A 14423-nucleotide genomic window follows, 5' to 3' on the forward strand; every position below is an offset into this window, starting at 1 on the left:
TCACCGAGCCCGCGGTTGATCGACCGCGGGCTCGCCGGATGAGCGCGGGTTCGGCGACGACGGGCGCGGGTAGGTTGAGGACATGGTGCAGCGGAGCGTGACGATCGGCCTGGCGCACGGGCTGCACGCGCGCCCGGCGGCCGAGCTGGCGCGGCTCGCGCAGGCCGTGGAAGGGCGCCTGCTGATCCGGGCCGGCGAGCGGGCGGTCGACGCGGCGAGCGTCCTGGCGGTGATGGACCTCGCGCTGGGCGCCGGCGACCGGGTGGTGCTCGAGGCCGAGGGATCCGGCGCCGAGGCGACGCTGGACGAGGCCGAGGCGCTGCTCGCGCCGCGCTAGCCGTCGATCACGGCGGCGAGCTCGTCGAGGAACGACGACAGATCCACACCTCGGCGCACGATGCGCTGCGCGCGGTCCGGCTCGCCGAACACCTCCACGAACTGCTCGAAGACCGTCTGGAACGCCTCTCGGTCGCCCTCGCTGAAGGCGACCAGCGCGACGACGTGCACGCGCGCGTCGCCCCATGGCACGGGCTGCTCGCTGACCCCGATCGCGATGGCGGTGCGCGAAGCGGTCATCTTCAGCGCGTGCGGCACGGCGAGCGTCTCGGCGAACGCGGTGGACGACAGCCGCTCCCGCTCGATCGTGCTCTCGACGTAGTCCTCGCCGATCACGCCCTGCGCCACGAGCAGCGCGCCGAGATCCCGGATCATGCCCTCCTCGCCGCGCGAGGCGTCCAGGCCGCGGAGGAAGGCGCCCGGCGCGAAGTACCGCGCGAGCTCGGCCCGCAGCCGCCCCAGCCGGCGGGCGCGGCGGACCCGGCTCGCCGCCGCCGCGACGCGCTCCACGTCGGCGTCGGTGAGGAAGGGCTGGATGCGCACGATCCGGTCCGCCGGGGCGCGCCCCTCCGCGAGCGGCGGCTCGATCGTCGTGAGCACGAGGTCGGTGTCGATCGCATCCCAGTCGGGGTCGACGCGCGTCTCCACCCCCGTGACCTCGATCGAGCGGCCGAGCGAGCGGTCCACGCTCGAGCGCAGCAGCTCGTGCAGCTCGTAGTACCCGGGGCACACGATCGTGGCGGTGAGCGTCGTCTCGGCCCGGCGGCTGCGCTCCAGGCGGCCGCCGACGTGCATGGCGATGTACGCGATCTCGTCGTCCCGGATCGGCACGCCGAGAGCGTCCGACAGCTCGCTCGCGATCGACACGGCGACGTCGAAGATCATCGGGTACGCCGACTTGAGCGTGCGGGTCAGCGGGTTGCGCGACCACGCCTGCTCGCGTGCACGGTGCACGAGGTTCTGCACGTGGAGCGAGAGGCGCTCCACGAAGTCGTCGTGCGCGATGTCGACCAGGTAGCGGTCGGCCGCGTGCTCGACCGCCCGGCGCACGACCGCCGCGATCGCCGGGTCCGGCGCCACGGCCGGCTCGTCCCGCGAGCCCGGCACCACGATCCGGGTGAGCACCAGCGCCGCCAGGTGCAGCCGATCGCCCTCGCCGAGGTCGACGCCGAAGTGCTCGCGCGCGAGCGCGCCGATCGCGTCGGCGATGCGGACCCGCACCTCCTCCGGCTCCCCGTGGACGGCCTCGAGCGCACGGCCCTGCGCGACGCGATCCGCCGCGATCGCGACGTGCAGCACCACGTCGGCGGCCGAGAACTCGTTGACGAAGAAGCCCTGCTCCCCCAGCCGCGCCACGAGGTCGGACTTGAACGCGCCGAGCGCCTCCGACGGGATCGCCATGGTGTCGGCCGCGCGGCGCAGCGCGTCGAGGTCGAACGCGCCGGCCTCCATCTCGTCGTGCGCCAGTCTGCTCACGAAGCGGCGCTGCGCGAGCTCGGTGCCCGCGAGCCGCACGCGCGGGCCCGAGCGCTCGAGCGACAGGCCGCTCGCCTCGCCGCCGCCGAGCATCGCCCGGACGCGCCCCAGGTCGGCCTCGAGCGTCGCGGCGCTCACGTGCATCCGCTCGGCCGTCTCGTAGACGTCGATGCCGTCGCCCGCGTCGAGCAGGGCGCGCACCAGGGCGTGCAGGCGCTCGCGCGGCGTCCCGGCGTCCGGCTCCGAAGCCGCGCGCAGCGCGGCGGCCGCCGAGGCCGTGGCGCGGTACCCCGCGGGCCCCGACTCGATCGCATCCCCGCCCGGGACGCGCGCGTTCAGGGCCGTCACATACGTGCGCACGCTGCGCGGCGTGACGCCCAGCTGGTCCGCGAGCGTCGCCGCGGTCACCCAGTCGCCGCGGCGCATCAGGATGCCGAGCACCCGATCCTGCCGCCGTCTCGTCACACGGCAAGTCAATCAGACGACGTCGGGGCGGAGCCTTTCTTCCGCCCGGGCGGAAAGAACCCTCCTTGCCGCCCCCTCGGCGCCGGGCCAGGATCGATCGGAAGGGAAAGTGACAGATCGATGAGGATCCTCGTGGTGTGCGGTGCCGGTGCCTCCAGCACCTTCGTCGCCCTCCGGCTGCGCAAGGCCGCGGCCGATGCCGGGCTGCCCGTCACCGCCCTGGCGGGCGCAGAGCCCTCCCTCGCGATCGACCTGGACTCGGCCGACGTCGTGCTCGTCGGCCCGCACCTCGAGCGCTCCCTCGACGACATCCGCGCGCTGGCCGCGCCCCGGGGCGTGGCGGTCGCGCTGCTCCCCGACGACATCTTCTCCGACCTCGACGGCAGCCGCGCGCTCGCGCTGGCGCGTGCCGTCGCCGAGCAGGACCCCGCGGCGCGGGGTCCCCGACACGACTCCGCATCCGCGGAGACCGCCTGACGAAGGGATCACCATGGCCACTCGCACCGTTCGCATCGGATCGTCGCACGGGCTTCACGCTCGCCCCGCGAAGCTGTTCGCGCAGGCGGCGAAGGACGCCGGGATCCCGGTCACGATCGCCAAGGGCGACGGCAAGCCCGTCAACGCCGCCAGCATCCTCGGCGTCATCGCGCTCGGCGTCGAACAGGGCGACGAGGTGACGCTGACGGCCGAGGGCGCGGGCGACGAGGGCGTCCTCGACAGCCTCGCCGAGCTGCTCACCACCGACCACGACGCCCAGTGAGCGTCATGACCGAGACGATCACCGGCGTCGGCATCGGGCTCGGCGTCGCGCAGGGCCCCGTGGCCCGCATGGCCGAGCGCGCCCCCGCGCCGAAGGACGCCGCGAGCGACCGCACGCCCGAGGAGGAGACCGCCCGCGTGCGCGAGGCCGTCGCCGCCGTCGCGGCCGAGCTGTCGCGCCGCGCCGAGACGACGGAGGGCATCGCCCGCGACGTGCTCGAGGCCCAGGCCATGATGGCCGAGGACCCCACGCTGGAGGAGTCCGTCGACGCCCGCATCGCGGCCGGCAAGACCGCGGAGTGGGCGGTGCACGACGCGTTCGCGGAGTTCCGGGCGACGCTCGAGGCCGTCGGCGGTTACCTCGGCGAGCGCGCGGCCGACCTCGACGACGTCGCGGCCCGCGTGATCGCGCACCTGCGCGGCGAGCCGGCCCCCGGCGTCCCCTCGCCCGGCCACCCGTTCGTGCTGGTGGCGCAGGACCTCGCCCCCGCCGACACCGCGCTGCTGGACCTCGACCCCGCTTCGCCGAACCGCGTGCTCGCGCTCGTGACGACCGAGGGCGGCCCCACCTCGCACACCGCGATCCTCGCGCGCGAGAAGGGCATCGTCGCGGTCGTGGGCGCGGCCGGCGCCGCGGACCTCGCGGACGGCGACACGGTGATCGTCGACGCCGCCGCCGGCGCCGTCGTGACGTCGCCGACCGCCGACCAGCTGGCCGACGCGCAGCGCCGCGTCGACGAGCGCGCCGCGGTGGAGGCCGCTCCGTGCACGCCCGGCGCGCTGGCCGACGGCACCGCGGTGCCCCTGCTCGCCAACCTCGGATCGCCCAAGGGCGCGGCCGAGGCGCTCGAGCTCGGCGCGGAGGGCGTGGGCCTGTTCCGCACGGAGTTCCTGTTCCTGAGCTCGAAGGAGGCGCCGAGCATCGAGGCGCAGCGCGCCGAGTACGCCGCGCTGCTGACCGCGTTCGCGGGCAGGAAGGTCGTCGTGCGCGTTCTGGACGCCGGCGCGGACAAGCCGCTGCCGTTCCTCAACGACGCCGAGGAGGAGAACCCGGCCCTGGGCCTGCGCGGCATCCGCGCCCTGCGCGCGAACGAGCAGATCCTGCGCGATCAGCTCACCGCGCTCGCGCAGGCCGACGCCGAGACCGACGCCGACCTGTGGGTCATGGCGCCCATGGTCGGCACGGTCGAGGAGGCCGTGTACTTCACCGGGCTCGCGCGCGAGCTGGGGCTGAAGACCGCGGGTGTGATGGTCGAGGTGCCGTCGATCGCGCTCATGGCCGACCGCGCGCTCGCCCACACCGACTTCGCGTCGATCGGCACGAACGACCTGACGCAGTACACGATGGCGGCGGATCGCCTGCTCGGCTCGGTCGCGACGCTGCAGGATCCGTGGCACCCCGCGGTGCTGCGGCTCATCGCGCAGGTCGGCGAGGCCGGCGCGAAGCACGGCAAGCCGGTCGGCATCTGCGGCGAGGCCGCGGCCGATCCGCTGCTGGCGGTCGTGCTCGTGGGCCTCGGCGCCACGACGCTGTCGATGGCGCCGGCCGCCCTGGCCGACGTCCGCTACTCGCTCGGCAGGTACACGCTCGACGACGCGCGGCGCATCGCCGCGGCGGCGCTCGACGCCGACGACGCGGCCGGCGCACGCGCCGCGGCCCGTGCCGCGGCCGAGCAGCCCGCCTCCTGACCCCTTCCCCTCATCACACACCCGAAGAAAGACGAGTCACCATGACCGACACAGCAGCCGCGGCGACGTCGCCGGGCGCACTCCGTGTGGGCGTGCAGAAGTTCGGCACGTTCCTCTCCGGCATGATCATGCCGAACATCGCCGCGTTCATCGCCTGGGGTCTCATCACGGCCCTGTTCATCCCGAGCGGATGGATGGGCAGCGAGGGACCCGTCGAGGCCTGGCGCTGGGCCGACTCCGCCATCCTCGGCGGCGGCACGGCGTCCGACGGCACCGAGTACCTCGGTCTCGTCGGCTCGATCATCACCTACCTGCTGCCGCTGCTGATCGCCTTCACGGGCGGCAACGTCGTGTACGGCCACCGCGGCGGCGTGGTCGGCGCCGTGGCGGCGATGGGCGTCATCATCGGGGCCCAGGGGACGATCATGTTCCTCGGCGCGATGATCGCGGGACCGCTCACGGCCGAGATCCTGAAGCAGATCGAGAAGCTGTGGGACGGCAAGATCCGAGCCGGCTTCGAGATGCTGGTCAACAACTTCTCTGCCGGCTTCGTCGGCTTCTTCGCCGCACTCGCCTCGTTCTTCTGGCTTGCGCCGGTCATGAAGTGGCTCACGGAGATCCTCGGAAACGCGGTCGGATGGCTCGTCGACACCGGGCTCATCCCCCTCGCGAGCATCATCGTCGAGCCCGCCAAGGTGCTGTTCCTCAACAACGCGATCAACCACGGTGTGTTCACTCCGATCGGCACCGAGCAGTCGCAGGAGTTCGGCCGCAGCCTGCTCTTCATGGTCGAGGCCAACCCCGGACCCGGTGCGGGCCTGCTGCTCGCGATCACGGTGTTCGGCGTGGGCGCCGCGCGCGCCACCGCGCCCGGCGCGTGGATCATCCAGTTCCTGGGCGGCATCCACGAGGTGTACTTCCCCTACGTGCTCGCCAAGCCGGTCCTGATCCTGGGCCTCATCGCGGGCGGCGCCACGGGCGTGCTGACGAACGTGCTGTTCGGCTCGGGTCTCGTCGCCCCGGCGTCCCCCGGCTCGATCTTCGCGATCCTGATCCAGACCGCGCCGGGCAGCCACCTCGGCGTCATCCTGGCCGTGGTGCTCTCGGCCGCCGTCACGTTCCTCGTGACCGCGGCGTTCCTGCTGGCCAGCCGCCGTCGCGACCTCGCGGCGGAGGCCGCGGGCGGCGACAAGTTCGCCGCGGCCGTGGCGCAGACGCAGGCCAACAAGGGCAAGTCGTCGGCCGCGCTCAGCGGGCTGGCGGGCGCCTCGACCGGTGCACTCAGCGCGCCGGCCCACGCGGTTCAGCGCGTCGTGTTCGCGTGCGACGCCGGCATGGGCTCGTCCGCCATGGGCGCCAGCGTGCTGCGCAGCAAGTTCAAGGCGGCCGGCCTGGACGACGTCACCGTCACCAACAAGGCGATCGCGGCGCTCGACGGCAACGCCGATCTCGTCGTCACGCAGGCGCAGCTGACCGACCGCGCGAAGCAGCGGGAGCCTGGCGCCGTGCACGTCTCGGTGGACAACTTCATGAACTCGCCGCGCTACGACGAGATCGTGGAGCTGCTGCTGACGCAGCGCGCCACCGCCGAGGTCAAGGCCGAGCACCCGGTGGCCGAGACCGTCCCGGCCGCGCCCGACGGGGTCGCCGGCACCGCGCCCGCCCCCGCCACGCGCGCCGAGGCCCGTGCGGCCGCGGCGGCCGCCGAGGAGGAGCCGCTCCCCGAGGACCCCGCCCGCCCCGACGAGGGCGTGCTGAGCCTCGGCAACGTGCGCATCCACGAGGGCTCCGTCTCGCGTGAGGAGGCGATCCGCGAGGCTGCCGACCTGCTGCAGCAGACGGGCGCCGTCACGAGCGCGTACCACGACGCGATGCTCGCCCGCGAGCAGACCGTGTCGACCTACATGGGCAACGAGCTCGCGATCCCGCACGGCACCAACGACGCGAAGGACGCGGTCCTGGCCTCGGCCCTGACGGTCATCCGCTACGACGGCGGCGTGGACTGGGACGGCGACGAGGTGCGCTTCGTGGTCGGCATCGCCGGCAAGGGCGACGAGCACCTGGGCCTCCTGCAGAACGTCGCGATGCTGTTCTCGGACGACGAGCAGGTCGCCCGGCTCAAGGCGGCGAAGACCCCCGAGGAGCTCTACGAGCTCTTCAAGACGGTGAACGAGGACTGATCACATGGCGAAGGCCGTTCACTTCGGCGCGGGCAACATCGGACGCGGATTCGTGGGGCTCCTGCTCCACGAGGGCGGGTACGAGGTGGTGTTCTCGGACGTGGCGACCGCGCTGGTCGATGCGATCAACGCCGCCGACGAGTACACCGTGCACGAGGTCGGCGAGGGCGGCCGGGATCGCGTGGTCACCGGGTTCCGCGCGATCGACAGCGCCGCGGACCCCGACGGCGTGGCGGCGGAGGTGGCGACGGCGGACGTCGTCACCACCGCCGTCGGGCCGACCGTGCTGCGCTTCATCGCGCCGCACATCGTCGCGGGCCTCGCGCTGCGCGAGCCCAACGCCGCTCCCCTGCAGGTCATGGCGTGCGAGAACGCGATCGGCGCGACCGACACGCTGCGCGCGCACATGCAGGAGGCCGCGGGCGAGGCATGGGACGCGCTCGCCGGCCGCGCCGTGTTCGCGAACACGGCCGTCGACCGGATCGTCCCGGGCCAGCCCGAGGGACAGGGCATCGACGTGACCGTCGAGCCGTTCTACGAGTGGGCGATCGAGCGTCACCCGTTCGGCGACGCTCCCCCGTCCATCCCGGGCGCGCACTTCGTCGACGACCTGGCGCCCTACATCGAGCGCAAGCTGTTCACGGTCAACACGGGCCACGCGACCGCCGCCTACCTGGGAGCGCGCGCGGGGCTCGAGAAGATCTCGGACGCGCTCGCGGACGAGACCGTGGCCGCGGGTGTCGCCCGGGCGCTCGAGGAGACCTCGGGGATCCTCGTCGCCAAGCACGGCTTCGACCCCGCGGAGCTCGCCGAGTATCGCGCCACGATCCTCGGCCGCTTCCGCAACCCGGCCCTGCCCGACACGGTGCGGCGTGTCGGCCGCCAGCCGCTGCGCAAGCTGTCGCGCCACGAGCGGTTCGTGGGCCCGGCGGCGGAGGCGGTCGAGCGGGGGCTCCCGGTGGACGGCCTGCTGGCCGCCATGGGCGCCGCGCTCGTGTTCTACGACCCCGAGGACGAGCAGTCGGTCGAGCTCCGCCGCCTCCTGGCGGAGCTCGATCCGAACGCGTTCACCGCGCACGTGACGGGCCTGGAGCCCCAGCACCCGCTGTTCGCGCGGTTCGCGGCCGTGGTCGCGGAGGCGCAGTCGGCGCAGCGCTGATCAGAGGCGCAGGACCCCGCGGGCCCCGGTGGCGACACCGGATTCCGCGGGGTCCGTCCGTCTCCGCGGGTCCGAGAAAATAGTCGAAATTTCGGTTCGATAATCGAACGCGGCGGCTAGGATCGGTCGCGTGAGCGAGACATCCGAGACCGTCGCCGTCGACACAGCCCGTCCCGCTGCGCGCGCGGGCGCGCAGGCCGGCTCCCAGACCCTGAGCCGGGGCATCCGGCTGCTCGAGGTGCTCGCGGCCGCGGATCGGGCCATGTCGATCGACGAGCTCGCGGTGTCGCTCGGGGTCCATCGATCGGTCGCCTACCGGCTGCTGCGCACGCTCGAGGACCACGGCCTCGTGTCCCGCGGCGGCTCCGGGCTGGTGTCGCTGGGCGCCGGCCTCGCGGCGCTCGCCGCCAGCGTGTCGCGCGATCTGCAGCAGGCCGCGCTCCCCGAGCTCGCCGAGGCGGCCGACGACCTCGGCATGACCTGCCTGCTGGTGCTGCTCGAGTCGGACGAGGGCATCACGGTCGTGAGCACTCCCCCGCGCCGCACGGTGGCGGTGTCGTACCAGCCCGGCCACCGGCATCCGATCACGCGCGGGGCGCCAGGCAAGGCGCTGTTGATGGAGCTCGCGGACACCGCGTGGCCGCCGGACGCGCCGGCGCAGCTGCGCGCCGAGATCGAGCTCAGCCGCGAGCGCGGCTACGCCACCAGCCACGACGAGGTCGTGGCGTCGCTGTGGTCGGTCGCCGTGCCGCTCGTGCTGCCGGGCCAGCCGCTGGCGGCCGTCGCGGCGATCCACGTCTCGCTGCCCCGGCCCGAGCCGGAGATCGCCGAACGGCTGCACGCCGCCGCGGCAGGCATCGCGCGCGCCCTCGGCGCCTGAGCCCGGCGCCTCTCGATCGAGCAGAGGCGCCGGGAGACGCGATCAGACGGTCGCGCGCTGCGGCACGAACACGCCCGCGAAGAACGCCGCGAGCGCGTCGGTGGCGTCGAGGGGAAGCACGTCGGCCACGTAGTGGTCCGGGCGGACGACCACGATCGCGCCGTCGCGGCTGATGCCGCGCGCCTCGAAGATGTCGTCGGCCGGATCGGCCGCGTAGACCTTCTCGTAGTCGACGACCTGGAACGGCCCCACCTTCGGCAGGAAGATCGCGGGGACGCGGTCCATCTCGACCCGCGGGTGGTCCTGCTGGTAGATCACCTTGACGTCGAACCAGGCGTCGACGTCCGCGCCCTCCGGCGTGTAGGCGACGACGGGGGAATCCGGCGCCGAGGCCAGCCATTCCGCGAGCTCGGTCGTCTTCGAGGGCTCGCCGGCCGCGGCGGCGTCGGCGAACACGTAGATGCGCCAGCGGCCGTCCGCGCGGTGATGATGGCCGAGATGCTTGGGGTTGGCGTCGCAGACGCGCACGACAGGGTTCGACTTGAAGCGCTTGCCGACGGGGAACCCGGTCGCCAGCTCCTGGCGCGCCGCGCCGTCGATGATCATCGACGGCTCGTACTGGGTCATGAAGCCGGCCGGGAACTCGATGGTCTTCATGTAGAAGTCCTCGAGCGCCGACGGATCCTCCATCTCCTCGGGCTTGGCCGCCATGAGCGTCGACCACTTCTTGTCGAACTCGATCAGGTTCACGGCGACCTGCTGGCGCTCGGCCGAGTAGGTGTCCAGCAGCGACTCGGGCGCGCGGCCCTCGAGCACGTGCGCCAGCTTCCAGGCGATGTTCCACCCGTCCTGCATCGAGACGTTCATGCCCTGGCCGGCCTTGGCGGAGTGCGTGTGGCACGCGTCGCCGGCGATGAAGACGCGCGGCGTGCGGGCGCCGTCCTCGCCGACCGGCACGTCGTCGAACTTGTCGGTCACGCGGTGGCCGACCTCGTACACGCTGCGCCACGCGACGTTCTTCACGGTGAGCGTGTAGGGGTGCAGGATGCGGTTGGCGCGGGCCTCGACCTCCTCCTGGGAGGTCTGGCGGACGCGCCCGTTGTCGTCGTGGGGCACCTCGCCGAGGTCGACGTACATCCGGAACAGGTGGTTCCCCTCGCGCGGGATGTGCAGGATGCTGCCGCCGTCGTGCGACTGGATCGCGCACTTGGTGCGGATGTCGGGGAAGTCGGTCTCGGCGAGCACGTCCATGACGCCCCAGGCGTGGAACGCCTGGTCGCCGACCAGCTTGCGCCCGATCGACTCGCGCACGCGGCTGCGCGCGCCGTCGGCGCCGACCACGTACTTCGCACGCACCGTGCGCTCCTCGCCCTCGGCGACGCCGGCCGAAGAGCCGGCGCCCTCGGCGCGGCGGAGGGTCACCTCGACGGGGTGCTCGCCGTCCTCGTCGACGCGGAGCGCGACGAACTCCCAGCCCCAGTCCGGCTCGAGGCGCCCCGGCGCGTTGCGCGCATACTCGGCGAAGTAGTCCAGGACCCGCGCCTGGTTGACGATCAGGTGCGGGAACTCGCTCATGCCGTGCGGGTCGTCGGGCGTGCGTGCCGCGCGCACGATGTTCGCCGGGTTCTCGGGATCCGGCTTCCAGAAGCACATCTCCGTGATCCGATAGGCCTCCTCCGTGATCCGGTCGGCGAAGCCGAACGCCTGGAAGGTCTCGACGCTGCGGGCCTGGATGCCGTCGGCCTGACCCACCGCGAGCCGCCCCGGACGGCGATCGATGAGGCGGGTCGAGATGCCGCCGAACTGGGCCAGCTGCGCGGCCGCGATCATGCCGGCCGGGCCGGCGCCGACGATCAGCACGTCCATCTCGTCGGGAAGCTCCGGAGCGCGATCCAGGCCGATGCCCTCGGCGGGCTGCACCCGCGGGTCTCCCGACACGTAGCCATGGTGGTGGAACTGCACGGACTCTCCTACCTCTCGAGGCCCCGCGTCGTCGTGGAGCCGGACTCGCCACCTTCGGCGTTCGATAATCGAACGGCGCGTTCGCTTATCGATCACAGTGATTCTACGGAGCACACGCGTGCCGCGCAACCGGTTAGGATCGTGACAGTCCGGACTGGCCGCACGCCAGGACCGGTGCTCGAAAAAGGGGCACGAAGCCGACGGCGAGACACATACGGGAATCCGCAGTCCACCCGTCTCTCTCAGACACCGTCGTCTCGAAAGGCCTTCGCCATGCCCACCGTCTCCGCACACGTCGCCGCCGCGCTCTCGCGCCACCTCGATCAGGTCTTCGGCCTGATGGGCAACGGCAACGCCCACCTGCTGGACGCGCTGCTGCGCGACACCGGCGCCGCCTTCACCGCCGTGCGTCACGAGGTCGGCGCGGTCGTCGCCGCCGACGCGCACTTCCGCGTCTCGGGCCGGATCGCCGCCGCCACGACCACGTACGGCGCGGGATTCACCAACACGCTCACCGCGCTCGCCGAGTCGGCACAGGCGCGCATCCCGCTCGTGCTCGTGGTCGGAGACCAGCCGACGCACGGCCCTCGCCCGTGGGACGTCGACCAGATCGCGCTCGCGTCGGCCGTCGGCGTGCGCACGTATACCGTCGGCCGCCTCGACGCGGCCGCGACCACGGTGATCGCCATCGAGCACGCGCTGGCCAACCGCACCCCGGTCGTGATCGCCCTCCCCTACGACACCCCCACGCTCGACGCGGGCCCCATCCCGCCCCTGCCCGAGCCGCGCCTCCCCGGCCCCGTGATGCCGTCGGCGGACGCGCGCGCCGCGATCACCCGCGCCGCCGAGGCCCTCGCGGGCGCCGAGCGCCCCGTGCTGCTCGCCGGACGCGGCGCCTGGCTCGCGGGCGCCACCGACGCGCTCGGTCGGCTCGCGGCCGCCGCCGGGGCCGTGACCGCGACCACCGCCCTTGGCCGCGGCGTGTTCCCGGACGGCGAGCACGACCTCGGCGTCACCGGCGGCTTCGGCGCGCCTGGCGCGATGGATCTGATCCACGGCGCCGACGTGGTCGTGGCGATCGGGGCCAGCCTGAGCCCGTTCACGATGCGCTTCGGCGAGCTGCTCACGCCCGAGGCCCGGCTCATCCAGGTCGACATCGCGCCGACCGCGACGCACCCGCGCGTGGGCGAGTACATCCGGGGCGACGCCCGGGCCGTGGCAGAGCTCCTGGCGGACGACGTCGCCCGGCTCCGCACGGCCCGCGGATCGTGGCGCGATTCCGTCGACGCCGCTCCGCTGCGGCGCCAGGTCGTCGAGGGCGAGTTCGCACCCGACGGCCGGCTCGATCCCCGCGCGGCGGCGGCCCGCATCGGCGAGCTGCTCCCGGCCGACCGGATCGTGGTGAGCGACGGCGGGCACTTCATCGCGTGGGCGAACATGTTCTGGGACGTCGCCTCGCCGGGCCGGATGGTGATGGTCGGCACGGCGTTCCAGTCGATCGGCCTGGGCTGGCCCAGCGTGGCCGGCGCGGTGCAGGCCGACCCCGAGGCGACCGTGGTGCTCACCACGGGTGACGGCGGGGGCCTGATGGCGCTGGCCGACCTCGAGACCGCGGTGCGGGCCGCGCGCGGCCGCGGCATCGCCGTGGTCTGGAACGACGCGGCCTACAGCGCCGAGGTGAACCTCTATGGCCTGAAGGGCCTGCACGAGGGCCCGATGCGCATCCCTCAGGTCGACTTCGCGGCGCTCGGCCGCGCGGCCGGCGCCGAGGGGGTCGTGGTGGAGCGCCTCGCCGACCTCGAGCGTCTCGCGACCTGGGCCGCGGAGCCGGTCGCCACCCGCCCGTTCCTGCTGCTCGACCTGCGCATCTCGGGTGACGTGATCGCGCCGTACCAGCACGAGGTCATCCGCGTGAACTCCTGACAGCACAGAGACGGAGAGGCCGCCCCGGACGGATCCGGGGCGGCCTCTTCACGTCGACGCGGGGCTGCGTCAGCGCTTGTGCCAGACGTACATGCCGTGCGCCTGCTCGTCCTCGTGCTCGGGACCGAGCGGAAGACCGCGCCGGTCGCGCAGCAGCAGGGTCGCGGTCAGGCTCGCCGCCACCATGAGGAACAGGTACAGCGTCACGCCGTCGGTCGAGCCGGTGCCCGCCACGATCGCCTGCGCGATGGTCGGGGCGAACGCGCCGCCGATGATGGCGCCGATCGCGTACGAGATCGACACGCCCGAGAAGCGGACAGAGGCCGGGAACAGCTCTGAGTACCACGCCGACTGCGGGCCGTACGAGAAGCCGAGGCCGATCGTCAGCAGGATCAGGCCGAGCGCGAGCAGGGCCACGCTGCCCGAGTTCACGAGCGGGAACACCAGCAGCACCGCGACGCCGAGCCAGATCCAGCCCATCGTGTAGGTGACCTTGCGGCCGATCTTGTCGCTCAGCCAGCCGCCGATGAAGGTCGCGATAAGCCAGGTCACCGACGACAGCGTCACGGCGCCGAGCACCTCGCCCAGCGGCAGCCCGACGGGACCCTCGGGGTTCGACGCGTAGCGCTGGATGAAGCCGCCCGTCGTCATGTAGCCGACGGCGTTGTTCGCCGCGAACACGAACGCGCACAGGATCACCAGGGGTGCGAAGCGACGGAACAGCAGGCTGATCGGGGCGCGCGCCTGCTCCTTGCGCTCGGCGATCTCCTGGAACACCGGGCTCTCCTCGACGCGGCGACGCACGTAGTGGCCCACGAGGATCAGCACGAAGCTGAACAGGAACGGGATGCGCCAGCCCCAGTCGAAGAACGAGTCACCCGGGAAGAAGAGCGTCATCAGCTGGTTCATGCCGCTCGCGAGCAGGAGGCCGATGGGCACGCCGATCTGCGGCATCGCGCCCATCAGGCCGCGGCGGTGCTTGGGCGCGTGCTCGACGGCCATCAGGACAGCGCCGCCCCACTCGCCTCCCGCCGAGATGCCCTGCAGGATGCGGAGCAGGATGAGGATGATCGGCGCGATGACGCCCGCCATCGCATACGTCGGAAGCACGCCGATCAACGTCGTGGCGGCACCCATCAGCACGAGGGTCGCGATCAGGACCGGACGGCGTCCGAACTTGTCGCCGTAGTGCCCGGCGAGGAAGGCGCCCAGCGGGCGGAACAGGAAGCTGATGCCCACGGTGGCGAACGAGATGATCGCGGCGCTGCCGGGGAACAGCTCCTTCCACGGCGCGAAGAACAGCGTCTCGAACACGACACCGGCGGCGAACGCGTAGATGAAGAAGTCGTACCACTCGACGGTGGTGCCGACGACCGTGGCGAAGGCCACGCGGCGGCGGTCGGTGGAGCTGGAGATGGTGCCGGTCGGCGTGAGCGGACCGGACGCGTCTGGGGCAGACATCAGGACCTCCTTCGGTCGAGATTCTCCGGCGCATCGTCGCGCCGGGGTCGGGGGGGGGAACGCTTGTTCGGATATGGAACGCTACGTTCACATACGGAATCGGGCGATTCGGATGCGACGCTACACCACGACA

Annotated in this window: 11 protein-coding genes; 8 read left to right on the plus strand and 3 right to left on the minus strand. The window is 72.8% G+C overall.

Annotated elements, in window-relative coordinates; translation table 11 throughout:
* The first annotated feature begins 82 nt into the window (after window positions 1-82).
* Window positions 83-337 carry an HPr family phosphocarrier protein gene (locus tag ASD19_RS07290; RefSeq protein WP_055990385.1) on the plus strand — a complete coding sequence of 85 codons (255 nt, stop codon included), beginning with the start codon at window positions 83-85 and terminating at the stop codon, window positions 335-337.
* Here ASD19_RS07290 and ASD19_RS07295 read toward each other — a convergent pair.
* The gene (locus ASD19_RS07295) at window positions 334-2238 is read right to left on the minus strand and encodes a BglG family transcription antiterminator (RefSeq protein WP_055990676.1); all 1905 of its coding nucleotides are present in this window, start codon (window positions 2236-2238) and stop codon (window positions 334-336) included. The two genes, ASD19_RS07290 and ASD19_RS07295, sit on opposite strands and share 4 nt — an antisense overlap.
* A 159-nt stretch (window positions 2239-2397) precedes the next feature.
* Between ASD19_RS07295 and ASD19_RS07300 the strand changes: the two genes are divergently transcribed.
* The 6 genes from ASD19_RS07300 to ASD19_RS07325 all read left to right on the plus strand — a co-directional run bounded on the left by ASD19_RS07300 (window position 2398) and on the right by ASD19_RS07325 (window position 8944).
* On the plus strand, window positions 2398-2754 hold the full coding sequence (locus tag ASD19_RS07300) for a PTS sugar transporter subunit IIB (RefSeq protein WP_055990388.1): 357 nt from the start codon (window positions 2398-2400) through the stop codon (window positions 2752-2754).
* A 13-nt stretch (window positions 2755-2767) separates the two neighbouring features.
* Window positions 2768-3037 carry an HPr family phosphocarrier protein gene (locus ASD19_RS07305; protein WP_055990392.1) on the plus strand — a complete coding sequence of 90 codons (270 nt, stop codon included), beginning with the start codon at window positions 2768-2770 and terminating at the stop codon, window positions 3035-3037.
* Between the two features lie 5 nt (window positions 3038-3042).
* Complete coding sequence (gene ptsP, locus ASD19_RS07310; RefSeq protein WP_055990679.1) at window positions 3043-4725, plus strand: phosphoenolpyruvate--protein phosphotransferase; 1683 nt, start codon at window positions 3043-3045, stop codon at window positions 4723-4725.
* 41 nt (window positions 4726-4766) lie between these two features.
* Window positions 4767-6905, plus strand: coding sequence for a PTS sugar transporter subunit IIA (locus ASD19_RS07315; RefSeq protein WP_055990396.1), 2139 nt, complete (start codon window positions 4767-4769; stop codon window positions 6903-6905).
* Window positions 6906-6909: 4 nt separating this feature from the next.
* On the plus strand, window positions 6910-8064 hold the full coding sequence (locus tag ASD19_RS07320; protein WP_055990398.1) for a mannitol-1-phosphate 5-dehydrogenase: 1155 nt from the start codon (window positions 6910-6912) through the stop codon (window positions 8062-8064).
* A 130-nt stretch (window positions 8065-8194) separates the two neighbouring features.
* The gene (locus tag ASD19_RS07325; RefSeq protein ID WP_082543039.1) at window positions 8195-8944 is read left to right on the plus strand and encodes an IclR family transcriptional regulator; all 750 of its coding nucleotides are present in this window, start codon (window positions 8195-8197) and stop codon (window positions 8942-8944) included.
* Window positions 8945-8986: 42 nt separating this feature from the next.
* Here ASD19_RS07325 and ASD19_RS07330 read toward each other — a convergent pair whose 3' ends face one another.
* On the minus strand, window positions 8987-10906 hold the full coding sequence (locus ASD19_RS07330; protein WP_055990401.1) for an FAD-binding monooxygenase: 1920 nt from the start codon (window positions 10904-10906) through the stop codon (window positions 8987-8989).
* A 273-nt stretch (window positions 10907-11179) separates the two neighbouring features.
* Here ASD19_RS07330 and ASD19_RS07335 point away from each other — a divergent pair, with 273 nt between their 5' ends.
* Window positions 11180-12829 (plus strand): thiamine pyrophosphate-binding protein, encoded by a 1650-nt coding sequence (locus tag ASD19_RS07335; RefSeq protein WP_055990404.1) that lies wholly within the window; start codon window positions 11180-11182, stop codon window positions 12827-12829.
* A gap of 69 nt (window positions 12830-12898) precedes the next feature.
* On the opposite strand, the gene ASD19_RS07340 is transcribed toward ASD19_RS07335, so the two are convergent.
* On the minus strand, window positions 12899-14290 hold the full coding sequence (locus ASD19_RS07340) for an MFS transporter (protein WP_055990407.1): 1392 nt from the start codon (window positions 14288-14290) through the stop codon (window positions 12899-12901).
* Window positions 14291-14423: the final 133 nt, after the last annotated feature.

The organism is Microbacterium sp. Root53 (genome assembly GCF_001426925.1).
Taxonomy (GTDB): Bacteria; Actinomycetota; Actinomycetes; order Actinomycetales; family Microbacteriaceae; genus Microbacterium.

Excerpts from the sequence above, each read along its gene's own strand:
- ASD19_RS07305 (WP_055990392.1), top strand. The coding sequence starts at position 2,768 with ATGGCCACTCGCACCGTTCGCATCGGATCGTCGCACGGGCTTCACGCT.
- ASD19_RS07320 (WP_055990398.1), top strand. The coding sequence starts at position 6,910 with ATGGCGAAGGCCGTTCACTTCGGCGCGGGCAACATCGGACGCGGATTC.
- ASD19_RS07335 (WP_055990404.1), top strand. The coding sequence starts at position 11,180 with ATGCCCACCGTCTCCGCACACGTCGCCGCCGCGCTCTCGCGCCACCTC.
- ptsP (WP_055990679.1), top strand. The coding sequence starts at position 3,043 with ATGACCGAGACGATCACCGGCGTCGGCATCGGGCTCGGCGTCGCGCAG.
- ASD19_RS07300 (WP_055990388.1), top strand. The coding sequence starts at position 2,398 with ATGAGGATCCTCGTGGTGTGCGGTGCCGGTGCCTCCAGCACCTTCGTC.
- ASD19_RS07315 (WP_055990396.1), top strand. The coding sequence starts at position 4,767 with ATGACCGACACAGCAGCCGCGGCGACGTCGCCGGGCGCACTCCGTGTG.
- ASD19_RS07340 (WP_055990407.1), bottom strand. The coding sequence starts at position 14,290 with ATGTCTGCCCCAGACGCGTCCGGTCCGCTCACGCCGACCGGCACCATC.
- ASD19_RS07290 (WP_055990385.1), top strand. The coding sequence starts at position 83 with ATGGTGCAGCGGAGCGTGACGATCGGCCTGGCGCACGGGCTGCACGCG.
- ASD19_RS07295 (WP_055990676.1), bottom strand. The coding sequence starts at position 2,238 with ATGCGCCGCGGCGACTGGGTGACCGCGGCGACGCTCGCGGACCAGCTG.